Consider the following 22,142-nt stretch of genomic DNA (forward strand, 5'->3'; position numbering starts at 1 on the left):
ATTTCATGATTCGTGGCCTTCATCGGTCACGAACAGTCGGGAATGGAGAAGAGATCATGACCATGGCGACCACCGTGCTCGACGTGTCGGACCTTGCTCTGGACGTCATCCAGGTGATCGAGGCACCCACTGCCCTGGAGGCGAACGACATGGCTCAGGCCGGAAGGGGCGGCGGCTGCGGCGGCTGCCAGACCACCTGCTGCGGGTGCGGCTGCATCGTCAGCTGCCGGTGCCGCTCGTGAGGTAGGGCACGAAGGCCGCCGGGCGCGAGCCGCACAAGATGCGGCTCGCGCCCGGCTACCACCCGAGGCATCCGGCGATAGGAGAACCAACGATGGCGGCACCACACGGCAACGACATCGAACTCAGCGTGATCATCCCAACCCACCGCGACCCCGAATGTCTTGAACTCGTGCTCCGCTCCCTCACCCGCCAGACCCTGGCGCCCGAGCGGTTCGAGGTGATCGTGGTTCGGGACGGCGACCATCCAGGCTATGAGACCGTCATGGAGGCAGGCAAACCGCTGGACCTGCAGCTGATCATGCTGCCTGAGCGGCGAGGCCGGTCCGCGGTCCGCAACCACGGCATCGCGCGTGCCCGCGGCCGGGTCATTCTGTTCCTGGACGCCGATTCCCACGCCTCACCGGAACTTCTCCAGCGTCATCTTGGCCATCACTCGGACGGCCCCCGGGTCGTGGTAGGCCGACGGCTGGAGATGGGTCCTCCGCAATTGCCCGCCATCCTGCGCGGCGAGACGTCTGTGGACGATGTCGTGGACCCGCTCTGCGACGACACGCGCTTTCCCGGCGGCGACTCCCAGATCCCGATGGCGCTCCGGGTGCCTTGGATGATCGCCTGGGCCGCCAACGTGTCGGTCCCCCGACACCTGGTGGTGGCGGTCGACGGATTCGACGAGGCGTTCGGCACCACGTGGGGGTGGGAGGATCCTGAACTTTTCTACCGGATTTACGTGGAGCTGGACAGGGATGCGGAGGCTTTCACCTATGATCATGCGGCCCTCTGTCATCATTTGCCGCACTATCGGCGGCTAGGTGATTGGTACAGGGACTATGCGGACAACCTGTCCCGGGTTCAGCGCAAGCATCCGCACCTGGAATGGGAACTCACCGGATGGGGACCGGCCGCCGAAACCGCGCGCCTGCTCGGCCATTACCGAAAGGTGGTCACGCGGATCGCGGAGTCCGGTGCCGGCCGGACCGCGCCTGTGCTGCCCTGGATCAGCACCAGGCTCGAAGCCCTTGGCGCGACACGCGTGGTGTGGATGGGGAGCGGCACGGAGAACCTGCCGACCGGAGAGGGGACGGTGACGTTCGACTTCAGCCGTCCGCCATCAGCAACCAACTTCCATCTTCTCGGCGTCGCCATGCCGCTGGAGGACGCCGGCTTCGACGCGGTGGTGAACGTGGATGTCTGGCAGCATCTTGGCCGGCCGGAGTTCTACCACCTCGTGGACGAGTCTGTCCGGGTGGCGGGGACCTTGTTCCTGGTCATCGCCGATGCGCAGCCGGACGGCCGTGAGGCCGCCATGGAGAAGCTGGCCTTCCTCGCCCGGGGGCTCGGCAACCACTTCCACACCGAACTGCTGGCGGGGGATGACGAACCGGGGCCCATGGCGCTGCGACTCCAGCCGGCAGTCGAGACGGCCACCGGTGAAGCCGGATGGCGCTGATCGAGGCGCACGGCCTGACCAAGGTGTTCCGCCTCGCGGACAAGTCTCCTGGCCTCGCTGGTTCCCTGCGGCACCTGATCCGGCCGCGTTACCAGGAACATGCCGCGGTCAGGGACGTGGATCTGCGAATCGAGGCCGGCGAAGCGGTCGCCTACGTCGGGCCGAACGGGGCCGGGAAGTCGACGACCGTGAAGCTCCTCAGCGGCATCGTCGTTCCCACAGCGGGTGAGGTGCTGGTGGCCGGATGCGTACCACACCGGCAGCGGCGCGCCAACGCGCGCAGGATCGGGGTGCTCTTCGGACAGCGTTCGCAGTTGTGGTGGGACTTACCGGTTCGCGACTCCCTGGAGCTGCTGCGCGACATCTACGGCGTGCCTGAGCGGCTCTACCGCGCCCAGCTCGACAAATTCGATGCCTCATTCGCCCTCGGGGAACTCCTGCCGGTGATGGCACGCAAGCTCTCTCTCGGGCAGCGGATGCGCGCCGACCTCGCCGCGGCGTTGCTGCACGATCCGGCCGTGCTCTACCTGGACGAACCGACGATCGGTCTGGACATCACTACGAAGGACCAGGTGCGCACCATGCTGAGGCGCCTGTGCGAGCAGGGTACGACCATCCTGCTCACCACCCACGACCTCGCCGACATCGAGGACTTGTGCCAGCGGATCGTCATCATCGATGCGGGCTCGATCGTCTTCGACGGGCCCATCGCCACGATCAAGGACTTGCTGGCCACGGACAGGACCGTTCATTTCGCACTCGCCGGCGCGGCGCCACCTGACCTCGTACGGTCGCTGCCGGGCGTCAGGGCGAGCCAAGGCGGCTCGTCCCGCCACTTGTCGATCACCTTCGACCGGCTGATGTTCACGGCCGGTCAGGTGACCAAGGCGGTGGCCGCGCAGGCGGACATCGTCGACATGTGGATCGACGAGCCCAGGATCGAGGACGTCGTACGCAGGATCTACGCACGCGATTACGAACTCCGATGAAGGGGTACGTGAGCCTCGCGCGCAACTCATGGAGATCGCTGCGCGTCTATCGGATGAACTTCCTGCTCATCCTGCTCGGAACCGTCGTGCAGGCAGTTGCGATGCTGGCGGTCTGGCAGGCGTTGCTGAGTGAGGCAAGCCCCTCCCGGCTCGCGGGTTTCACCTGGCATGAGATGAAGGGATACCTGTTGGTGGCATTCGCCGCCAACGCCTTGGTCTCGGGGTACACCGACCTGCTGCTGGCAGGCCGGGTGCTCTCCGGCATGGTCGCGCTCGACCTGACCAAGCCGGTGGACTTCCAGCTGGCGCGCTGGGCCGAGACCCTCGGTTTCCTGGGCGTGGAACTCCTGGCGGTCGGTTCCATCGGCGTGATGATGATCTCCGTGGTCGCCCCGGTGCCCATGCCGACCGGCTGGCAGGGGCTGCTGTTCGTGGCCAGCCTGTGCGCGGTGGTGCCGCTCAAGTTCGGCATCGTCTATCTGACCGGCGTCGCCTGCTTCTGGACGCAGAACTACCAGGGTGTCAGCTGGGCCCGGGCCGGGATCGCCGGGGTTCTGTCCGGATCGCTGGTACCTGTCGAGCTCTATCCGGCCTGGTTGCAATCTCTGTGCCAGATGTCCCCCTTTCCGAGCATGGTCTCCACACCCGCACTGATTTTCGTCGGCCGGGTCAGGGATGGGGAGGCGGCTCTCCTGTTCTGCTGGCAGGTCGTCTGGATCGCCTCCTTGTGGCTCATCGGACGGGTGGCCTGGTCACGGGGGCTGCGGCAGATCACGGTTCATGGGGGATGAGATGAGGTCGACGCGCCGGCTGCTGTGGCTGTACAGGAGATGTTTGGGGGTGCACCTGAGAGCCGTCCTCGAGTACAGGACTGACGCGATCTTGCTGGCCGCCGCGGCCGTCCTCACCCAGCTTGCCGGTTTGATCTTTCTGCTCACCGTGTTCTCGCACCTTCCCGTGCTGGCCGGATGGAAGCAATGGGAGGTCGTCTGCGTCTATGCCATGGTGATCAGCGCCGAAGGCGTCTGTTCCCTGTTGTTCGAGGGAACATGGCACTTGGCTTCGATGATCAACGGTGGTGAGCTCGACTACTTGCTGGTGCGGCCGATGCCTGTCGTCCTTCAGGTGATGAGTTCCGCCGTGGGGATGAACGGGCTCGGTAACCTCACGATGGGCGTTGTCCTGCTGACTGCCGGCCTGGCCCATGTGGACACCAACTGGACAGTTCTTACGGTCATATGGGCGCTGATCCTCTTCTTGAGCGCCATTCTGGTCAGGCTGGGCATCAATCTGGCTGCCGGCGCAGCCTCCTTCTGGCTGTTGAGCCCATCGAGCGCCTTGGCCTATGCGACGCAGGCGCTCGGTGACCTTGCCCGCTATCCGATCAGCGTCTACGGACCCGACCTGCGCATCGTCTTGACGATCGTGCCGGTCGCATTCGTGGGGTTCTTTCCAGCCGCTCACCTTTTCGACCGAGGGCCGCACGGATGGCTGGGCGCGCTGACGCCGGTGGTGGCGATGGCCTGCTTGCTGATCGGCGGGCTGACGTTCAGGGCAGGCGTGAGACGGTACGAGAGCACCGGGCACTGATCCTGTGAGCGAACCTGCCCGGTGAGCCGGACATACCGCCGCCATACCCGCGCTCGCTAACCTCACCCTTGCTCCCCGAAGTCGTCGGGATAGCAAAGGGGAAACGCGGATGGAGTTCGTCGTTCTGGGTGGTGTCGAAGCCCGGGTAGGGGGCAGACGCGTCGACCTCCACGCCAGGCAGCGGGGCGTGCTGGCGATTCTTCTCGTGGAGGCCGGCCGGAGGGTGACGGTGGACGATCTGGTCGACCGTCTCTGGGACGGCGCACCACCACGAGCCTCCCGGGAGACCATCTACACCTATCTCTCCCGTTTACGTCACCTGTTGGGCGGTGTCCCCATCGTCCGTACAGGTGGCGGGTATGTGCTCGACATCGAGCCGACAGCGGTGGACATGCACCGGTTTCAGTACCTGGTGTCCGAGGCCAGAGCCGCGGACGACGCGGGGGCGTCCATCGGGCTGTGGAACCGGGCGTTGGCGCTGTGGCGCGGCGAGCCGTTCAAGGACCTGGATCTGCCGTGGCTGAACGGGGTCAGAGACACACTCGTCAACCAGCACCTGTCCGCGTTCCTCGATCGCAACGACCTGTGGCTGCGCCACGGCGACCATGATCGTCTCCTGCCCGAGCTGGCGACCGCGGCAGCCGCACACCCGCTGAACGAACGGCTGGCCGGGCAGTTGATGCTGGCTCTCTACCGGTCCGGCCGGCAGGCAGATGCCCTTGCGCACTACACCCGATTACGCCAACGACTGGTCGAACAGCTCGGGTGCGATCCCAGCCCTGCTCTGCAGCACCTGCATCGCCGCCTGCTCGGCGCCGACAGCAGCCTTGCGCCGCCGGACGAGGCGATGTCGCCGCAGATGCTGTCGTCGGGCACGCACGAAGTGCCGGCAAACCTGCCCCTTGACCCGCCTGGATTCGTGGGCCGTCGCAACGAAATGGACCTGCTGGACCGGCTGCTCTCTGTACAGGCTCCGGTTGTCGCAGTGTCCGGCTCTGGCGGGGTGGGAAAGACGACGCTTGCCGTCCACTGGGCGCATCAGAATCGCGACGCTTTCCCCGATGGGCAGCTCTACCTGGACCTGCGTGGTTTCGATCCGGCGAGTCCGGCGCTCGATCCGTCGCAAGCCCTTCAGGCCCTGCTCGAGCTGCTGGGTGTTCCGGCCGAGCGGATCCCGACGAGCGTGGAGGCCCGGATGGGCCATTACCGCAGCAGGCTGGCCGGCAAGCGAGTGCTGGTGCTGCTGGACAACGCCCGCGACGCTGCTCAGGTGCGGCCGCTGTTGCCGAGCCGGTCAGGCAGCATGGCAGTGGTGACCAGCCGGAGCACCCTGACCGGATTGATCGTCGCCGAGGGAGCCCGGCCCGTGTCGCTGGATGTGCTCGATGAGGATGAGGCGCGCCAGTTGCTGGCCGCCCGGCTCGGTGCCGGACGCCTTTCGAGCGAACCGAGGGCCGTGACGGAGATCCTGGCTGCCTGCGCGGGGCTGCCGTTGGCGTTGGCCATCGCGGCCGCCCGAGCCGCCACAAGTCCTGGGTTCCCCCTGCTCGCGATCGCCCGCGACCTGGCTGACACCCCACGGCAGCTGGACACCCTGGCGACGCAGGACCTCACGACGGACATCCGCGCGGTCTTCTCCGCGTCCTACCAGGCGTTGCGCCCGCAGACAGCGCGACTGTTCCGAATCTTGGGACTGTGCCCAGGGCCGGACATCAGTCTGGACGCCGCAGCCTGCATGGCGGCTATGCCCGTGGAGCGCGTCGCCCGATTGTGCGCAGAATTGGCCGAAGCGCGGCTGCTCGCCGAGTCCGTACCGGGCCGGTACACCTTGCCGGACCTTGCCCGCTCCTATGCCGGTGAGCTGGCGCGGAGCGTGGACTCCGAGCCGGAGCTCCACGCAGTGAGAGCACGGATGATCGGCTACTACACCAGCATCGGGCACGGTGCCGCACCGCAGCATTCGGTGATGGCGGTCACCGGCACCGGATCAGCAACGCACCCGCTTCGCTGCGGTCAGTGATGACGGAGACGTGTGACCGCAGCGCACGCAGGAAGTACTCCAGGTCTCGATCGTCTGCGGCCGGGTCACCGTCGATCCCGATCCGGCGGTCGCCGGGTTGGGCCGTGCGGATGAGCAACAGCTCATCCGCGATCCGTAGGGCCTCGCTCACATGGGCGCAGAAGTCCTGCCAGTGGAGCAGACGCCAAAGATCCACATTGATGACGAGGTCGAAGGCCCGTTCGGGGTAACCCGTGGATAGACCGAGCACATGCTCATTCGACCGTGACGGCGGAGCGCCGTGGTCCACCGTGATCGTGCCTGATGGCAACGGAAGGTCGGCGGTATCCAGACCGGCGTACAGGACACGCGGGGTCGGCCAGGTGGACAGCAATTCTTCCACGCGGCGCCAGGTGGACTCGTCGGTGCGACCAGCCCCGGAGGCAGTGAATTGAGCCACTCGCTGCCGGTAGAGTCGGATCTGGTAGGCGGATATATCGGGCAGGTCGACACTCGGTTCAACCTCGAAATGAGCATGTTTCCGGCGAAAGTAGGGCTCGTTCCCCAGGAATTGGCCGATTTCCGAGCCCCGGTTGCGATAGTGCGGCAGATGGTACGCGACCATCGACTCGTCGTAGACAAAGGCGTCTGGTAGACGGCCCATGCGCACATAGACGCGGTAGAACAGGTCGATGTCCTCCAGCCCCCACTGGAGACCGAACTGCTCGTCGAAACCTCCCACCGAGGTCACGAGCGCCCGCGGCACGGAGACGTTCGTGTACGCGTACAGCCAGGGGGTCTCCATGGCCAGCCGCACAGCCTCAGCCGGCAACCCGGCGGGGAACCTCATGTCGAAGCAGTGCCGGCCGCGTTCTTCCGCCGAGATCGCCTCGCCACGCATCAGTCGTCCAGCGAACCCCAGCGAGGTGATCTCGAGCCGAGAGCCCAGCGCCGCCCGTGGGCCGGGCGCGTCCTTGTGGAAGCGCCAGTGGCTTTCCAGCAGGCCAGGCTCTGCATAGCAGTCGCCGTCGAGGAAGAGCAGGACGTCGCCGCGAGCCAGGTTCACTGCATGGTTCCGGGTTGCGCTGCGACCCGCGCGGCCGGGAAGTGTCTCGAAGCGGAATCCGAGCTCCAAGGCCCTTTCGGCGGCCGCCTCGTAGGACACCTCACTGGGATCCTCCACCACCACGACCTCGAACGCTTCCTCGGGCAAGGTCTGGCGAGCGAGCGACTCCAGGACCGGTTCCAGGCAATGGGCCTGACGGTGCGTGGGGATCACAACGCTGAGATCGGGCCCGGGCCTCCGCCTCCCGTTCTGCATCACTTCGCCCACTCCTCGCATGCCGCCTCCTCGCGCCGTACGATGTGAGGCTGACCAACGCGGCTTGGACAAGCCTTGGGCAAACCTAAACACCCTGGTCGGAGGGGTACGGCCGACATGGCTCGGGCGAGGGGACCGCCGATATCCTCGGGCGGCATGTTCTCCATCCACCGCCACCACAGACTTGTGGAACGCCTCACGCGGTCGCATGAGCCAGTAGCGCAAGCGGGACCGTTCACACTTCACTGGCTCAATCCGCCAGGAGGTGCCGATCGTGACATCGAGCCCGAATTGATGGTGGTCCACGATCTTCACCTGTCAGAGATCGACAACAATGTCGGCAAACACATTCGGCACTCGCTGATCCCGATGTTGGCCAGCACGCGGCATAGGTTCGGGATGGATCTGCCTGTGTGGGGCGTCTGGGAAAAGGAACCCCACGCGCTCTTCAACCAACTCATGACGATCACGCTCTACTCCGTGCACGCCGACCCTTACACCTGCTCGCGCTGGTTCTACCGGAACACCCTGAAGGCCCTGCGTGAGCCGCCCGGCGACATCGATCCGACGGACTTCATCCAACCGTTCAGCGTGATTTATCGACGAGTGCGCGAACTGCGGCGTGGAGAATCGCTACTGGATGCCGGAACGTGTCACGGATTCCTGCCGCTGCTGCTCAGCGCAGATCTGCCTGCCACCGGCCATCCAAGCCCCCAACTGGTCGGTCTGGACATCGAGGAATTCTTCATCCAGGCGGCGAGGAAGTACGCCGAGGAGCAGGGCATTTCGGGCGCAGATTTCCTGGCGGCTGACCTGTTCGACCCGCGAGTCGAATTCCTGCCTCGCTTCGATACCGTTACCGCCATTCACCTGCTTGAACATCTCGACAGCGACACAGCCGCTCGCGCCCTCGATGTGCTGTGGAAGCGCACGGCACAACGGCTGATCATCAATGTCCCCATCGAGGAGACTCCTGACCCGTACTTCGGCCATTGCCAACGCTTCGACGTGGGCCGCCTGGCTGACATGGGCGAACGGCTGGGTGGCCACAGCACCACCTTCGAAGACCACGGTGCATGGTTGGTCGTGGACCGTTGACCTCTGTCGGTGAAGGTCCGCTGACGCACGACCAGGAGGAACCGAGCCCCTGGGCAGAACCGGGGCGAATGGCGTGCGAGCTATCCCGATCCGGTCTCGGGCATGCTCGCGAGAACCTTGGCCAGGGCCTCGGCGATGTGAGCGGCGCCCGCGGGATCGTCCATGAGCATGGCCTGGCGGACCCAGAGCACGTCGCGAGCCGCCGCCTCCGCCGACGGGCAGGGCTCCGTGCGGGCGCCCGCCTCGGTCAGGGCGGGCATCGTGCCGAGCGGCGGATAGCCGCCGTCGAGGGGCACCCCTTCTGCGGCCATGGCCGCCAGCAGGAACGACCGGTCGAAGGGGACGTGGACGCGCAGCATGAGCAGGTGGCGCGAGTCGCGCGTGGTGCCGGGCGGTTGCGGGACCACGCTCGCCCATGCCGCGGGCAGCTCGCGGGCGACGGCGGCGGCGAAGGTGTTCCTGCGGTCGATCTCGTCGTCGAGCCGGTCCAGCCAGGGCAGCAGCAGGGCGGCCTGGATCTCGGTCAGGCGCAGGTTCCAGCCGACGCGCGGATGGCCGTACCAGGCGCCGTCCAGGGTGCGGCCCACGTTGCAGACCGACCAGACGGCCTCGTGGACCTCGCCGGCGCGGCAGACGATGAGGCCGCCCTCCCCCGCCGTCATCGCCTTGCTGGACTGGAAGCTGTAGACCCCGGCGTCGCCCAGCCCGCCGACGGGGCGGTCGCGGTAGGTGGCGCCGTGCGCCTGGGCCGCGTCCTCGACGACGGCCAGGCCGTGCCGCGCCGCGATGGCGTTCAGGGGGTCCATGTCGGCCGGGCTCCCCGCGAGGTGCACCGGCACGAGCGCGGCGGTGCGGGGGGTGATTGCCGCTTGCACCGCGGCTGCGGACAGGTGGAGGTCGGTGGCGTCCACGTCCACGACAACCGGTGTGGCGCCGGCGAGCAGGACCGCCGTGGCGGTGGCGACGAACGTGTACGCCGGCACGATCACCTCGTCACCGGGCCCGACGCCGAGCCCGCGCAGCGCGGCGAACAGGCCGAGCGTGGCGTTTCCGACGGCGACGCCGTGCTCGACGCCGGAGCGGCGGGCGAACGCGGCGACCAGGTCGGAGCAGGCCCGGCCGCCCTGTGTGGCGCCCCACCGGCCGCTGTCCAGCACGGCGGTGACGAGCGCGCGCTGGGCGTCGTCCATCGGGGGCGGCCACGACGGCCAGGGGTCGGTGCGAACGGGGGTGCCACCGTCGATGGCCAGGGTCATGGATGATGTCCTTCCGCGGGACCGCGGTCGGTGGCGAGCGTCATGGGCAAGGTCCTTCCAGCGGTGCGGAACGGGCCGCGCCCAGGATGCGGGCGAGGTTGCCGCCCTGGACGAGGGCACGGTCGGCGTCGTCGAGCGGGGCCAGGGCGACGCGGCCGAAGCCGATCCGCAGGTCGAGGAAGCAGGCGTCGGAGCCGTAGACGACCCGATCGGCGCCGACCGCCTCCGCCAGCCGGGCGATCCATCGCCCGGTCATCTTGGACCCGCAGATCTCCAGGTACAGGCTCGGATGGTCGCGGACGAGCTCGGCGGCGCGGGCGAAGCCGTACGGCCAGAGCCCCGCGTGCCCGAGCAGCAGCGGAACCCCGGGGTGCCGGCGCGCCACGGTGACGAACCGCTCCGGATCGCTCCAGGGCGAGTCCGTCTGGCCGTGGGCGAGCACGGGCAGGCCCAGCTCCCAGACGGGGTCGTAGCGGCGGTCGTCGAGGGCGCACTGGTGCACGTCCGGGTGGATCTTGACCCCCCAGACGCCCTTCTCGACGAGCCGGTTGCGCTGGTGCGGGTTGTACACCTGCCACACCCCGAACCTGCCGGGGTGCCGCTCGGCGGCGGCGAAGGCGAGCCGGTTGCCCTCCTCGGCGCTGGGGCCGACGGCGAGCAGGTGGCTGATGCCGATGGCGTCGATGCCGAGGCGGTCCATGAGGGCGACCATGCCGCCGGCCGACGGGTCGGGGATGAGGAAGTCGGGCCACGGGCCGAGGTGCCCGTGCGCGTCGAGGATCACAGCAGGCCGCCTCCCGACGCGATCAGGGCGATGTCGGCCTCCGGCAGGTCGAGGTGGTCGAGCAGGAAGCGGGGGCCGCAGTCGTCCATGACGGGGGCGCCGGTGCCGAACACCAGCCGTCCGGCCCCGAAGTGCCCGGCGAGCCATTCGACCCCGCGCTGGGTGTTGACGGTGCCGATCTCCAGCCACAGGTTCGGGATGGCCGCCATGAGCTCGCCGATGGCGCGCAGCCGCCGGTAGCCGGGGTTGAGCAGCAGGATGCGCTGCCCGGGCAGCTCCCGCGCGAGGGTGAGGAGCTGCCCGGGGGAGGTCTCGTCGAGGTCGATGGCCGCCGTGACGTCGAGCTCCGCGAGCCGGCGCAGGGCGGTCGGGCCGGTCAGCTCGAAGCGGTGCCGGGCCGGGCAGAGCCTGACCATGGGCACGTCCCAGTCGGGCACGGGCTCGAACGGGTCGGGCAGCAGCACCGGCACCGGGACGAGCCGGGGGTCGTCGAGGGCGAGCAGCGCCTCGTTCCCGGCGCGGGCGTCGGAGTAGAGGCTGAGGGTGTGGGTCACGTAGGCGCGGTCGATGCCCAGCCGTTCCATGTCCGGCCGCGGGTCCCGCGGCAGGTCGTCGAAGGGTACGGGGCCGATCAGCCGGTGGGCGTCCACGACGAGGGGCGGCATCAGGTCTGCGGCGGGGTGACGGTGAGCAGGGGGCAGCGCGGATCGAGGTCGATCCTGGCCAGGTGCCGGCCGCTCATGGCCCACGCCTTCCAGGAGCCGGGTTCGAAGTGGAGCTGCGGGTTGGTGTACCAGTCGTCTCCCAGGCCGGTGGCCAGGTGCGTGGCCTCGGCTCCCAGCTCGTAGACGTTCCCGCCGCCGAAGAACGTGCTGACGAACACCCGGCCGCGGTGCGTGGTCAGCTCGCCGTACCCGGACAGGGTGCCCTGGTGCTTGACGGTCCTGGTGGCCAGGTCGAGGGCGATCCAGGCGCCGGAGTTGCGCTTGTAGACGCCGTAGAGGAGCCCGTCGTGCACCTTGACGTCCTGGAAGGTGCGGTGGCCCGCGACCGGGTCCACCTGCCACAGCACCGTGCGGGTGCGCAGGTCGAAGGCCGCGACGGACGCCGAGGTGTGCACCGGCGGGGTGCCGCCGCCGAGCACGTCGCCGCCCAGGTAGACGACGCCCTTGCGGGCGTCCAGCGACAGGCTCATCAGGCTCTGGCCGGGGATGACGCCCTTGTGGACGTCGATCCGGCCGGTGTCGGGGTCCACGATCGACAGGGCGCCCTCCAGCTCGGCGCCCAGCGGGGCGGAGGCGACCAGCAGCTTGTCGCGCACCGGGTCGTACTCGATGTCCCAGGGGCGCTGCTGGCCGTGCCCCAGCGAGCCGAGGCTGCGGACCTCGTCGGTGCGCAGGTCGATGGAGATGATCTTTCCGCTGGGGTAGATGGCGGCGTAGATCTTGTTGCCGCGGCGCACGAGGTCCTTGGGCTCTCCGGGGACGCGGAAGCGGCGCTGCTCGCCGGTACGCAGGTCGCGCACGTCCATGAAGAAGTGACCGCCCACGTAGACGGCGCGGCCGGGCACCAGCAGCATGCTCTGGGGCCGTTCGGCGCCGGCCGGCAGGCCCGCCTCGATCAGGTCGGTGAACTGCGACTGCCCCGAGCTCAGGTCCAGCGACCACATGCCGCCGCTGCCGGAGAAGCCGACCAGCGTGCCGTCGCCGGTCAGCGCGAGCCGCCTGGTCTCGTCGTCCGGCGACGGCGCGTCGGCGATCCTGGTGGGCGCGCTGTCGCCGGTGCGGTAGCGGTGGACGGCACCGTCGGGGCGCGAGGTGGCGTAGACGGTGCCGTCGGCGGCCACGACCAGGGCGTCGAAGCTGTTCCCGCCGAGCGGGACGCGCCGGGCGTCGGTGCCGTCCTTGCGCACGTCGATGAGGGTCTGGCCGCTCGTCGCGAGGACCCGGTCGCCGTGCTCGGCGACCACTCCGATGCCCGTCGTGCCCTGGGCCAGCTCGGTGACGGCGCCGCTCGCGCGGTTGATCGCGACGAGCTTGCCCTTGTCGAGCAGGCCCGCGTAGACGTTCTCGGCGTCGGCGGCGAGCGCCCTGACGTACCGCTCGCCGGGGGCCAGCACGCCGAAGTCGCGCACGGCGCCGGTGGCGGGGACGTACTGCTTGACCCGGCCGTCGGGGTAGGTGCCGGCGAAGACGGTGCCGTCGGGGGCGGCGGCCAGCGCCCAGATGTAGCCGCCGTTCCTGCCGAAGGAGGCCAGGTGCTCGACCTCGCCGGTGGCCGGGTCGAAGCGGTAGAGGTCGGGGACGGGGTAGGTGCCGACGTAGATCTTGCCGCCCGCCACGGTGGTGGCCCAGCCGCCCTCCGGCTCCCCGGTGGCGGGGCCGTCGGGCAGGCGCACGCTCCTGACGACCTTGCGGCTGCTCAGGTCGATCTCGGCCAGTACGGGCGGTTTCTGGCCGCGCGTGACGACGTAGGCCCTGCCCTCGTGGACCGTGGCGCCCACGATGGCGCCGGTCATCGACGCCGGCCCGAACGTCTCCACCCGCGGCCCGGCGCACGCAGGCGCCTTCGGCGGTGTGGCCGCCTGGGCCGGGAGCACCGGCAGTAACAGGCCCGCGGCCAGGGCCGCGAGGACTGCGAGGGGTTTACGCGGCACGGCCGCACCTCCACGAGAGCATGTTGCCCAATTTTGGCCCAGACCGTAATGTGCGGAGCTGAATAAGTCAATGGAGGCGGTTGTGACGGCGTTCGACGCGAGCAGGCTGATCGGTGACCTCGAGGTGAGCTTGGACGTGGATGTCCTGGTCGGCGCCTATCCCGACCGCGACGGCCCGCCGGGCACGCCCCGGGCGGTGCTGGGCACGCTGGCCGCGCACCGCATCCGGGCGGGCGCGGTCGCGTCCTTGCGTGCCGCCCTGTTCGACGTGCGCAGCGGGAACGACGAGGTCCTGGCGCTGGAGCCGCCGGCGGTCCCGGTCGGGACCGTGGACCTGCGCGACCCCATCGGCGCCGTACGGGAGCTCCACCGGCTGGCCGGGCTGGGGGTCAGGGCCGTCAGGCTCTTCCCCGACGAGCAGGGGGTGGAGGCGGGCTTCCCCTCGGTCCGCCACGTGGCCAGGAAGTCAGCGGAGCTCGGGCTCGTCGTGCTGACCGGCGGTGACGTGCGGCGCTTCTGGCAGCCGTTCTCCGGCCTGGACGCCACGGTGGTCTTTCTCGACACGCACTTCTACCACCTGGGCGACTTCGTCGTCGTGGCGGCCGACGAGCCGGGCTTCCACACCTCGACCCGCCTGCTGAACTCGCCCGACGCGCTGGAGACCGTACCGGCCGACCGGCTCCTGTACGGCTCCCGCACCCCCCACTACGAGCCGGTCGTCCCCCTGCTGCGCCTGGCGACCAGCGGGCTGAAGCCGGCGGAGATCGCCGCCGTGGCGGGCGGCAACGCGAGGAGGCTGCTCGGATGATCATCGACGTGCACGCGCACTGGGGCCCGTGGTTCTTCACCATGGACGTGGCCGGCGCCAATCTGAGCACCATGGACCGGTTCGGCATCGACCTGTCGATCGTCTCGGCCACCGAGGCGGTGATCTACGACGCCCCCGCCGGCAACCGGGCCCTGGCCGCCTGGCTGGAGGGCCAGGACCGCCACCTCGGCTACGTCACCGTCAATCCCCGCAGGCAGGCGGACGCCGAGCGGGACCTGCGGGCGTACCTGCCCACCGGCAGGTTCGTCGGGGTCAAGATCCACACCGACTACACCCGCTCCCCCGTCTCCTCGCCCCAGACGCGCGAGGCGCTGGCCATGGTCGCGGAGGCGGGCGTGCCCGCGCTCGTGCACACGTGGGGCGCCACGGTGCTGGACCTGGCGCAGGCCTGCCTGGACACGCCCGGCCTGCGGGTCATCGCCGGGCACATGGGCGCCGACGGCCACGCCCACGCCATCGAGGCGGCCGGCGCCTGCGACCGCCTCTACCTCGAACCGTGCTACTCGCACGCCCCCGCCGGCCGCATCGCGCAGGTGGCGGCGGCGGTGGACCGCACGCGGCTGCTCTTCGGCACCGACTCGACCCTCATCGACCCGGCCTCGGCGTTCGGCGCGGTGGCGGCGGCGGGCCTGGACGCGGAGACGGCCGAGCTGGTCGCGTGGCGGAACGCCGCACGGCTCTTCGATCTGGACATTACGGCCTAGTCCGTTATACCGTGCGGCCACCCTCACAAGGAGTGACCAGCGAATGATCCCCCGCCGCCGTTTCCTCCAAGCCGCAGCCGCCTCCGCAGCCGCCGTCACCCTCCCCGCCGCCCCCGCGCAGGCCGCCACCCGCGAGCCGAAGGGCACGATCACCGACCTGGGCCCGGCCAGCGTGGCCAGCCCCCTGGGCAACGCCGAGTTCGTCGGCGACGTGCTCTACCTCGGCTCGCGCGGCCTGGCGCCGAACGTGGTGGGCGCCTGGGACCTGGGCCAGGACCGGGTCACGGCGCACTTCGACATCCCCACCGGCGTGGGCATCTGGGCGATGTGCAAGGTGGGCACCGACGTCTACGTCGGCACCCACAGCCGCTCCGACCTCTACAGGATCGACACGCTCACCGGCAGGACGACCCTGCTGGCCCAGTACCCCGACCCCTACATCTGGACCATGGCCGCCTCCCCCGACGGCAAGGTGTACCTGGGCACGTCGCAACCCGGCCGCGTGCTGGAGTACGACCCCGCCACCGGCGCCACCCGCGACCTGGGCCAGCCCGCTCCCGGCGAGGCGTACGTCCGCAGCATCCAGGCCGACGAGACCCACGTCTACGCCGGCGTCGGCGCCAATGCCCACCTGATCGCGATCGACCGGCGGACCGGCGACAAGCGCGAGCTGCTGCCGGCCGAGGTGGCCGACCGCGACTGGGTGTCGAGCATGGCGATCAGCGACACGCACGTGGCGGGCGGCATGAACTCGCTGGCGGAGCTGCTCGTGGTGGACAAGGCGGACCCGGCCGCGTACAAGGTGGTCAAGGCCACCGCCCCGGGGGAGAAGTACGTCGTCTCGGTGCTGATCCACGACGGCTGGGTCTACTTCGCCGGCCGCCCCTCCGGGACCTTCTACCGCTACGAGATCGCGACCGGCGCGTACGAGGTGCTCGGCGTGCCGTTCCCGGAGGCGCAGACCGTCCGCATCCTGGAGCACGGCGGCCGCATCTACGGCGTCCAGGAGCCGGGCATCTTCGTCTACGACCCCGCCACCGGCGACCTGGCCTACGTCAGCCACGTGCAGAAGGGGTTCCGGGCGGCCCCCGAGGAGCCCATGTCCGTGCACTGCGACGGCGAGCGGGTCTACGTGGGCGGCAAGGGCGGCTGCGACCTGCACGACCTGGCCACGGGCCAGGTCACCCGGCTGCCCATCCCCGGCGAGCCGAAGACCATCATGACGGCGGGGACGACCACCTACCTCGGGGTCTACACCCAGGCCGCCCTCTACTCCCACCGCGCGGGCGATCCGGAGGCCAAGCTGCTCCTGCGCACCGGCCACAACCAGGACCGGCCGAAGGACCTCGTCCACGACAGGCTGACCGGCCTGATCGTGATGTCCACCCAGCCGGAGCCGGGGCACCAGAACGGCGCGCTCGACGTCTACGACCCGAGGACCGGCCGGGTGGACACCTACCGCCCGGTCGTCGAACGCCAGACGGTGTTCTCGCTGGCCGCCCGGCTGGGCACCGTCTACCTGGGCACCAGCACGCAGGAGGGCCTCGGATCGCCGCCGGTGACGTCCACGGCCCGGCTGGCGGCGTTCGACCTGCGCACCCGCGAGGTGAGGTGGGAGGTCGAGCCGGTGGCCGGCGCGAAGGCCGTCACGAGCCTCAAGCACGGCGCGCTCGCCCTGTACGGGATCACCGACGCGGGCGTGCTGTTCGAGTACGACCCGCGCCGGCGCAAGGTCACGCGCACCCTGAAGGTGTGCGACCGGGGCGGCGACCTGGTGCTCGCCGGCAGGCACGCCTACACCGGTGACGAGGACGCGATCTACGAGATCGACCTGGTCAGGCTCACCTCGCGCAAGCTGGTGGAGGGGCTGGCGAGCGACTGGTTCGGCGGCGGCTCCCGGCTCAACATCGACCCGTCCCGCAAGGCGCTCTACGCGCTCAAGGGGCGCAACCTGATCCGGGTGGCCCTCTGAGCTACCAGGCCAGCACCTTGGCACGCTCGCCGTCAGGAAGCGCGGGACCGTACGGGTCGTGGGCCCGGTCCTCGGGGATGAGCCCCTCCGCGGCGGCGAGCCAGGACATGCGCTGGACGTAGCCCTCCATGGGAGCGGTGAACGTGGCCGCCGCCAGCCGGTCCAGGCGCGCGGCGGCCTTCTCGAAGGCGCGCAGGTCCTCGCCCTCGTACGCGCGCAGCACCGCCGCCGTCGTCCCCACCGACGCGGCCGCGATGCCCACGAGCGCCGCCTGCGCGCCCCACAGCAGCGAGGCGGCGAACATGCGGTCCTCCCCCGTGATCGCCAGCCTGCCGGCCTCGCGGGTCAGGGCGATCGTCTCCTGGCACGCCATCGCGTCCGACAGCAGCGCCGTCTTGAGGCCGGCGACCCCGGGCAGGCTCAGGATCCGGCGCAGCGTGGCGGGCGGGCACGGGTTCGTGTAGAGGTCGAAGGCGATCATCGGCAGCCCGGCGGCCGACCACACGGCCTCGTGCAACGCCACCCGGTCCCCCGCCTCGGGGAACACCAGCACCCCGTCGGCCCCCAGTTCGGCCGCCATCCGGGCGTCCGCGACCGCGCCGGCCTCGCCGCCGTCCCGCGTGCCACCGATGCCGACGATGACGGGGACGCCCGCGCGGCGGGCGCGGGCGATCACGCCGGCCCGGACCGGCGCGGGCAGGAACGGCCCGCGCCCGGTGTGCGCGAGGACGGCCAGGGCGTCGGCGCCCGAGGCTGCCAGCCGCCGGAAGTACGTCTCCGCGACGTCGAGATCCACCTCGCCGGCCCTGGTCATCGGCGTCAGCGCGGCGGCGGCCAGGCTCCCGCGCAGGCGGTCGCGCAGCCCGGCGGCCCGTGCGTCGATCGGCGTGCTCATCCTCGCTCCCCTCACCGGACGTTCCGGGCGACAAGCGTAGGCCGTCCCGATCAGCCGGTCACTTCAGGCCCGTCATCGCGATGCTGTTGACCAGGTAGCGCTGCAGCAGGAAGAAGACGACCAGGCACGGCACCGCCGACACGGCCGCGGAGGACATCAGCAGCGACCACTGCATCTCCTCCGTCTTCAGCACGGTGAGCCCGACCGTCAGCGTCCGCGTGGCGTCGCTCTGCGAGATCACCAGGGGCCACAGGAAGTCGTTCCAGTGCCACAGGAAGACGAACACGCCGAGGGTGGCCAGGATCGGCTTGGTCAGCGGCACCACGATCGTCCAGTAGACGCGCAGCTCGGAGGCGCCGTCGACCTTGGCGGCGTCGAACAGCTCGTCGGGCAGCCCCAGGATGAACTGGCGCATCAGGAAGACCGCCTGGGAGTTGGCCAGCGTCGGCACGATCAGGCCCCAGAAGGTGTCGGCGCCGTCGAGGTCGGAGACGAGCACGTACAGCGGGATGAGCGTGGCCTGGAACGGCACCATCATGGTGGCCAGGAACGTCCACAACATGGTGTCGCGCCCGGGGAAGCGTTTCTTGGCGAACGCGTAGCCGGCCATCGACGCGGTGAGCAGGATGATCACCACGGAGACGCCCGAGTAGATCAGCGAGTTGAGCGTCCACTCGGCGAACCCCGACGCCCTCAGGACCTGCATGACGTTGTCGAGGGTGAGCGAGCCTGGCCACTGCGCCGGCACGGTCGGCTCGCCGCGGGGCGACAGCGCCACGACGACCATGGCGGCGAACGGGCCGAGCGTCAGCAGCGACATGACCGCGAGCAGCGTGTAGAGCGGCCACCGCCGGCCGTGGCGGCGAGGCCTGGTGGCCTGCCGGTCGCGGACGGCGGCGGGGCGCGTGGCCGTCATCGTCATGTGTTCTCCTTGCCGATGAACCGGCGCTGGATCAGCGAGACGACCAGCACGATGGCGAACAGCACCATCCCCCAGGTGGCCGCGTAGCCGAACTCCCAGAACCTGAAGCCGCGTTCGAAGATGCCGTAGATGAGGGTGTAGCTGGCCTTGGCGGGCCCGCCGCCGGTCATCACGTAGATCGTGTCGAAGACCTGGAACGAGGAGATGGTCTCGATCACCAGCACGAAGAAGATCGCCGGCTTCAGCAGGGGCAGGGTGATGCCGCGGAAGCGCTGCCACGGGCCGGCCCCGTCGACCTTGGCCGCCTCCAGGTAGGAGCCGGGGATGGCCTTCAGCCCCGCCAGCAGGATCAGCATCGAGTAGCCGAAGCCCTTCCAGCAGGAGACGACGGCCAGGGCGGGCAGCACCAGCTCCGCCCGCTCCATGAAGCCGACGGGCCCCAGGTCCAGCTTGGCCAGCAGCCCGTTGATCAGGCCGTCGAACTCGTAGATCCAGCGCCAGATGAGGCCGGCGAACACGAAGCTGGTCACGTACGGCAGGAAGAGGATGCCGCGGAACAGCCCGCGCAGGAAGACGATCGAGTTGAGCAGCAGGGCGGTGGCGAGCGAGACGGCCATGACGAGCGGCACGTAGATGACGGTGTAGACCAGCGTGGCCTGCAGGCTGGACCAGAAGTTCGGGTCGTTCACGAGCCGGGTGTAGTTGTCGACGCCGACGAAGCTCCACTCGCCGCCGATGTTCCAGTCCGTCAGGCTCATGCCCGCCGCCCCGAGCGTGGGGAAGATCCTGAAGATCAGGAACAGCACGAGCATCGGGAGCACGAACAGCAGCCCCGTGATCGGGTCGCGCAGGCGGTCACGCACCGGACCTCACACCCTTCCGAGCAGGCGGGCCGCCCCCGAAGCGGCCCGGGATCGTGTCAGCCACCGCTGGCCAGCAGGTCGTTGCCCTCCTTGGCGGCGGCGTCGAGGGCCGTCTTGGCGTCCTCCTTGCCGATCAGCGCCGCCTGGACGTGGGCCGCGACCATCGCCATGACCTGGCGGGCCTTGGGGTGGGTGTCGCCGGGGAAGGCGTACTGCAGCGACTTGGCGAACTCCTTGGACGTGGCCGACTGGTCGGGGATCGTCACGTCCGTACGCGCGGAGAAGAAGCCGGACTCCTTGGCCAGCGGGCCGGCGACCTCGGGCGAGGCGATGTAGGCGGCGAGCTTCCTGGCCGCGTCCTTGTTCTCGGAGTGCTTGGCCAGGATCAGGCCGCCGGGGATGCCGAACGCGACCCGCTTGGTGCCTTCCAGCGGCAGGCCGATGCCGACGTTCTCCGCGCCGATGGCGGCGCCGAGCTGGTCGGCGTTGAGCGCCGTGGCGGCGTGGTACATCGCGCTCCTGCCGGCGGCCAGCGTGCCGCCCTCGATGTCGTTGCCCTTGCTGGCGGCGTTCTCCGGCAGACCGCCGACGGCCTTGAGGTCGAGCAGGAGCTGCAGGCTGGCGATGCCCTCCTGGCTGTTGACGGTCACGCTCTTGCCGTCGGGGGAGAACACCGAGCCGCCGTTGGCCCACAGGATCGGGTAGAAGCTCTGGTTGAGCGAGACCTCCGGCTTGCCGGGGTAGTCGAGCACCGCGACCTTCTTGGCGGCCAGCTTGGGTGCGGCCTCCTTCAGCTCGGACAGCGTCTCGGGCACCTTGGAGACTCCCGCGTCGGCGAAGAGCTTCTTGTTGTAGATGGGGGCGGTGATCGTCTGGTAGACGGGCACGCCGTAGAGCTTGCCGTTCACGGTCAGCGCGGTGAGGGCGTTGGGCAGGTAGCCGCTCTTGTCGGCCGCGATGACGTCGTCCACGGGCTCCAGGGTGCCCTGCTCGGCGTACTGGGGGATCTGGTCCGGGCCGAGCACGACCAGGTCGAAGCCCTTCCTGGAGGCCAGCGCCGTGGTGATCTTCTCCTGGCGGCCGTCCCAGGGCTGCTGGTCGATCGTGACGTCGATCGCCGGGTTCTTGGCCTCGAAGTCCTTCTCGACCTTGTCCCAGAAGGCCTTGTTCTTGGCCTGGTCCGAGATGACGGGGTACATCCAGAGAGTCACCGCGCTCTTGTCCGAGCCCGAGCCACCGGAACCGCACCCGCCGATCACGACGCTGAGGGCGACCGCGACGCCTGCTGCCGCTATGTTTCTCATCGGCGGCGTTCCTTTCCTGAATACCGGTCCTGACCGAAACCTAGTGACCGGGGATGGTCCGGTCAATGCCTGAGACATGAACGTGACTACGGCCGGCCGGGGTAGCTCGCGATCGCCTCGGCGATGGCCTTGACGTGCTCCGACGTGTAGTGCTCGTTCCAGTCGACGACGAGCAGGGTGGCGGCGACCAGCCGTTCGGCCTCCGGGCAGGGGGCGGGGCGGTAGCCCTCCAGGGGGTAGCGGGAGGAGCCGTAGACGGGCCCGTCCCAGAGGGGAGCCCGGTTGAGGGGTTCCTTCAGGTAACCGGCCCGTGCCGGAATTCCGGCCGCGTTCAGGTGCGCGGCCAGCTCGGGGGCGTCGCCGCGGGGCAGGAAGAGCGGGAACAGCCACCACGCGTGCCCGTCCGGCCGCGGCAGCCCGAGATCTCCGCCGATCTCGCGCAGGGCGTCGACGAGCAGGCCGGCGGTTCGGCGCCTGGACTCGACGACCCCGGGCAGCTTCGCGAGCTGGGCGCGGGCCACCGCCGCCTGCAGCTCGGTCATCCGGTAGTTCAGGCCCAGGCTCTCGTGCGAACGCCCCGCCGCCCGGTCCCACCCCTTGTCCGCGAACAGCCGCATGCGCCTGGCCAGCTCGTCGTCGTCGGTGACGGCCAGCCCGCCGTCGCCGCACGTGATGTGCTTCCACTGCTGCAGGCTCAGGGTGCCGACGTGGCCGGCCGTGCCCGCGTACCGGCCGCCGGGCAACTCGGTCAGCCACGCCTGCGCGCAGTCCTCGATGAGCGTGAGGCCGTGCCGGTCGGCCAGCCGGCGCAGCTCGCCGGCCCTGGCGGGCGCGCCGAACAGGTGCACCGCCATGATGGCGCGCGTGCGCGGCCCGATGAGCGCGGCCACGGCGTCCGGATCGAGGTTTCCGTCGGACGGGTCCACGTCGGCGAAGACAGGAACCGCGTTCTGCGCCAAGATGGGGGCCACGGTCCCGAAGTCCGTGATCGGCGTCGTGATGATCTCGTCACCGGGGTCCGGCGCCGCCGCCACGACCGACAGGTGGAGGGCCGCGGTGCCGGACGCGCACGCGATCGCGTGGCGGGAGCCGTACAGCTCCGCCACCTCGCGTTCGAGCGCCCGCGCCTCGGTCCCCCACACGGAGTTGAGCATGCCGGAGCGGATGACGCGGTCCAGCGCGGCCACCTCCTCGTCGCCGAGGGTGCGGCCCGCGGGCTCGGCCATGTTGGGAAAGTGCAGGGTCACCGGATAGCCTTTCGGTCTAGACC

The 22,142-nt window shown here is 69.7% G+C and carries 20 protein-coding genes; 10 read left to right on the forward strand and 10 right to left on the reverse strand.

The window, feature by feature from the left end; genetic code table 11:
• Positions 1-56 precede the first annotated feature (56 nt).
• From ACBJ32_RS45390 to ACBJ32_RS45415, 6 genes are all read left to right on the forward strand, one after another.
• Positions 57-242 carry a hypothetical protein gene (locus tag ACBJ32_RS45390; protein ID WP_375132122.1) on the forward strand — a complete coding sequence of 62 codons (186 nt, stop codon included), beginning with the start codon at positions 57-59 and terminating at the stop codon, positions 240-242.
• A gap of 92 nt (positions 243-334) precedes the next feature.
• Complete coding sequence (locus ACBJ32_RS45395; protein WP_375132123.1) at positions 335-1,690, forward strand: glycosyltransferase family 2 protein; 1,356 nt, start codon at positions 335-337, stop codon at positions 1,688-1,690.
• Positions 1,681-2,679 carry an ATP-binding cassette domain-containing protein gene (locus ACBJ32_RS45400; protein WP_375132124.1) on the forward strand — a complete coding sequence of 333 codons (999 nt, stop codon included), beginning with the start codon at positions 1,681-1,683 and terminating at the stop codon, positions 2,677-2,679. The genes ACBJ32_RS45395 and ACBJ32_RS45400 overlap by 10 nt, the downstream gene beginning before the upstream one ends.
• A gap of 8 nt (positions 2,680-2,687) precedes the next feature.
• Complete coding sequence (locus ACBJ32_RS45405) at positions 2,688-3,470, forward strand: ABC transporter permease (protein ID WP_375132125.1); 783 nt, start codon at positions 2,688-2,690, stop codon at positions 3,468-3,470.
• A gap of 49 nt (positions 3,471-3,519) precedes the next feature.
• Complete coding sequence (locus ACBJ32_RS45410) at positions 3,520-4,269, forward strand: ABC transporter permease (protein ID WP_375132126.1); 750 nt, start codon at positions 3,520-3,522, stop codon at positions 4,267-4,269.
• 109 nt (positions 4,270-4,378) lie between these two features.
• Complete coding sequence (locus ACBJ32_RS45415) at positions 4,379-6,289, forward strand: BTAD domain-containing putative transcriptional regulator (protein WP_375132127.1); 1,911 nt, start codon at positions 4,379-4,381, stop codon at positions 6,287-6,289.
• On the opposite strand, the gene ACBJ32_RS45420 is transcribed toward ACBJ32_RS45415, so the two are convergent.
• Positions 6,243-7,610 carry a glycosyltransferase family 2 protein gene (locus ACBJ32_RS45420; RefSeq protein ID WP_375132128.1) on the reverse strand — a complete coding sequence of 456 codons (1,368 nt, stop codon included), beginning with the start codon at positions 7,608-7,610 and terminating at the stop codon, positions 6,243-6,245. The two genes, ACBJ32_RS45415 and ACBJ32_RS45420, sit on opposite strands and share 47 nt — an antisense overlap.
• Positions 7,611-7,745: 135 nt before the next feature.
• On the opposite strand from ACBJ32_RS45420, the gene ACBJ32_RS45425 reads away from it, so the two are divergent.
• Positions 7,746-8,687, forward strand: coding sequence for a methyltransferase domain-containing protein (locus tag ACBJ32_RS45425; protein ID WP_375132129.1), 942 nt, complete (start codon positions 7,746-7,748; stop codon positions 8,685-8,687).
• A gap of 80 nt (positions 8,688-8,767) precedes the next feature.
• On the opposite strand, the gene ACBJ32_RS45430 is transcribed toward ACBJ32_RS45425, so the two are convergent.
• From ACBJ32_RS45430 to ACBJ32_RS45445, 4 genes are read right to left on the reverse strand one after another with little or no spacing between them, the layout of a single operon-like run.
• Positions 8,768-9,943: a DegT/DnrJ/EryC1/StrS family aminotransferase gene (locus ACBJ32_RS45430; RefSeq protein WP_375132130.1), complete on the reverse strand. Its 1,176-nt coding sequence runs from the start codon at positions 9,941-9,943 to the stop codon at positions 8,768-8,770.
• 40 nt (positions 9,944-9,983) lie between these two features.
• On the reverse strand, positions 9,984-10,727 hold the full coding sequence (locus tag ACBJ32_RS45435; protein ID WP_357887352.1) for an amidohydrolase family protein: 744 nt from the start codon (positions 10,725-10,727) through the stop codon (positions 9,984-9,986).
• Complete coding sequence (locus ACBJ32_RS45440) at positions 10,724-11,392, reverse strand: amidohydrolase family protein (RefSeq protein ID WP_375132131.1); 669 nt, start codon at positions 11,390-11,392, stop codon at positions 10,724-10,726. The genes ACBJ32_RS45435 and ACBJ32_RS45440 overlap by 4 nt, the downstream gene beginning before the upstream one ends.
• On the reverse strand, positions 11,392-13,383 hold the full coding sequence (locus ACBJ32_RS45445; RefSeq protein WP_375132132.1) for a hypothetical protein: 1,992 nt from the start codon (positions 13,381-13,383) through the stop codon (positions 11,392-11,394). The genes ACBJ32_RS45440 and ACBJ32_RS45445 overlap by 1 nt, the downstream gene beginning before the upstream one ends.
• 82 nt (positions 13,384-13,465) lie before the next feature.
• Here ACBJ32_RS45445 and ACBJ32_RS45450 point away from each other — a divergent pair, with 82 nt between their 5' ends.
• Genes ACBJ32_RS45450 through ACBJ32_RS45460 form a run of 3 tightly spaced genes read left to right on the forward strand, consistent with a single transcriptional unit; the run spans position 13,466 to position 16,888 of the window.
• The gene (locus tag ACBJ32_RS45450) at positions 13,466-14,191 is read left to right on the forward strand and encodes an amidohydrolase family protein (protein WP_375132133.1); all 726 of its coding nucleotides are present in this window, start codon (positions 13,466-13,468) and stop codon (positions 14,189-14,191) included.
• Positions 14,188-14,916, forward strand: coding sequence for an amidohydrolase family protein (locus tag ACBJ32_RS45455; protein ID WP_375132134.1), 729 nt, complete (start codon positions 14,188-14,190; stop codon positions 14,914-14,916). Before ACBJ32_RS45450 ends, ACBJ32_RS45455 begins: the two co-directional genes overlap by 4 nt.
• Before the next feature lie 43 nt (positions 14,917-14,959).
• Positions 14,960-16,888, forward strand: a complete 1,929-nt coding sequence (locus tag ACBJ32_RS45460; RefSeq protein WP_375132135.1) for a hypothetical protein — start codon at positions 14,960-14,962, stop codon at positions 16,886-16,888.
• Position 16,889: 1 nt separating this feature from the next.
• On the opposite strand, the gene ACBJ32_RS45465 is transcribed toward ACBJ32_RS45460, so the two are convergent.
• From ACBJ32_RS45465 to ACBJ32_RS45485, 5 genes are all read right to left on the reverse strand, one after another.
• On the reverse strand, positions 16,890-17,783 hold the full coding sequence (locus ACBJ32_RS45465) for a dihydrodipicolinate synthase family protein (RefSeq protein ID WP_375132136.1): 894 nt from the start codon (positions 17,781-17,783) through the stop codon (positions 16,890-16,892).
• A gap of 58 nt (positions 17,784-17,841) precedes the next feature.
• Positions 17,842-18,705 carry a carbohydrate ABC transporter permease gene (locus ACBJ32_RS45470; RefSeq protein ID WP_357887331.1) on the reverse strand — a complete coding sequence of 288 codons (864 nt, stop codon included), beginning with the start codon at positions 18,703-18,705 and terminating at the stop codon, positions 17,842-17,844.
• Positions 18,702-19,568, reverse strand: coding sequence for a carbohydrate ABC transporter permease (locus ACBJ32_RS45475; RefSeq protein WP_375132137.1), 867 nt, complete (start codon positions 19,566-19,568; stop codon positions 18,702-18,704). Before ACBJ32_RS45475 ends, ACBJ32_RS45470 begins: the two co-directional genes overlap by 4 nt.
• A gap of 56 nt (positions 19,569-19,624) precedes the next feature.
• Positions 19,625-20,872: an ABC transporter substrate-binding protein gene (locus ACBJ32_RS45480; RefSeq protein WP_375132138.1), complete on the reverse strand. Its 1,248-nt coding sequence runs from the start codon at positions 20,870-20,872 to the stop codon at positions 19,625-19,627.
• 86 nt (positions 20,873-20,958) lie between these two features.
• Positions 20,959-22,119, reverse strand: coding sequence for a DegT/DnrJ/EryC1/StrS family aminotransferase (locus ACBJ32_RS45485; RefSeq protein ID WP_375132139.1), 1,161 nt, complete (start codon positions 22,117-22,119; stop codon positions 20,959-20,961).
• Between the last annotated feature and the right edge of the window lie 23 nt (positions 22,120-22,142).

The sequence above is a fragment of the Nonomuraea sp. GTA35 genome, assembly GCF_041950525.1.
Classification (GTDB): Bacteria; Actinomycetota; Actinomycetes; order Streptosporangiales; family Streptosporangiaceae; genus Nonomuraea.

Bases quoted from the DNA above. Each gene is read 5' to 3' on its own strand.
- ACBJ32_RS45390 (WP_375132122.1), top strand. From the start codon at position 57: ATGACCATGGCGACCACCGTGCTCGACGTGTCGGACCTTGCTCTGGAC.
- ACBJ32_RS45395 (WP_375132123.1), top strand. From the start codon at position 335: ATGGCGGCACCACACGGCAACGACATCGAACTCAGCGTGATCATCCCA.
- ACBJ32_RS45400 (WP_375132124.1), top strand. From the start codon at position 1,681: ATGGCGCTGATCGAGGCGCACGGCCTGACCAAGGTGTTCCGCCTCGCG.
- ACBJ32_RS45415 (WP_375132127.1), top strand. From the start codon at position 4,379: ATGGAGTTCGTCGTTCTGGGTGGTGTCGAAGCCCGGGTAGGGGGCAGA.
- ACBJ32_RS45420 (WP_375132128.1), bottom strand. From the start codon at position 7,610: ATGCGAGGAGTGGGCGAAGTGATGCAGAACGGGAGGCGGAGGCCCGGG.
- ACBJ32_RS45425 (WP_375132129.1), top strand. From the start codon at position 7,746: ATGTTCTCCATCCACCGCCACCACAGACTTGTGGAACGCCTCACGCGG.
- ACBJ32_RS45430 (WP_375132130.1), bottom strand. From the start codon at position 9,943: ATGACCCTGGCCATCGACGGTGGCACCCCCGTTCGCACCGACCCCTGG.
- ACBJ32_RS45440 (WP_375132131.1), bottom strand. From the start codon at position 11,392: ATGCCGCCCCTCGTCGTGGACGCCCACCGGCTGATCGGCCCCGTACCC.
- ACBJ32_RS45455 (WP_375132134.1), top strand. From the start codon at position 14,188: ATGATCATCGACGTGCACGCGCACTGGGGCCCGTGGTTCTTCACCATG.
- ACBJ32_RS45460 (WP_375132135.1), top strand. From the start codon at position 14,960: ATGATCCCCCGCCGCCGTTTCCTCCAAGCCGCAGCCGCCTCCGCAGCC.
- ACBJ32_RS45465 (WP_375132136.1), bottom strand. From the start codon at position 17,783: ATGAGCACGCCGATCGACGCACGGGCCGCCGGGCTGCGCGACCGCCTG.
- ACBJ32_RS45470 (WP_357887331.1), bottom strand. From the start codon at position 18,705: ATGACGATGACGGCCACGCGCCCCGCCGCCGTCCGCGACCGGCAGGCC.
- ACBJ32_RS45480 (WP_375132138.1), bottom strand. From the start codon at position 20,872: ATGAGAAACATAGCGGCAGCAGGCGTCGCGGTCGCCCTCAGCGTCGTG.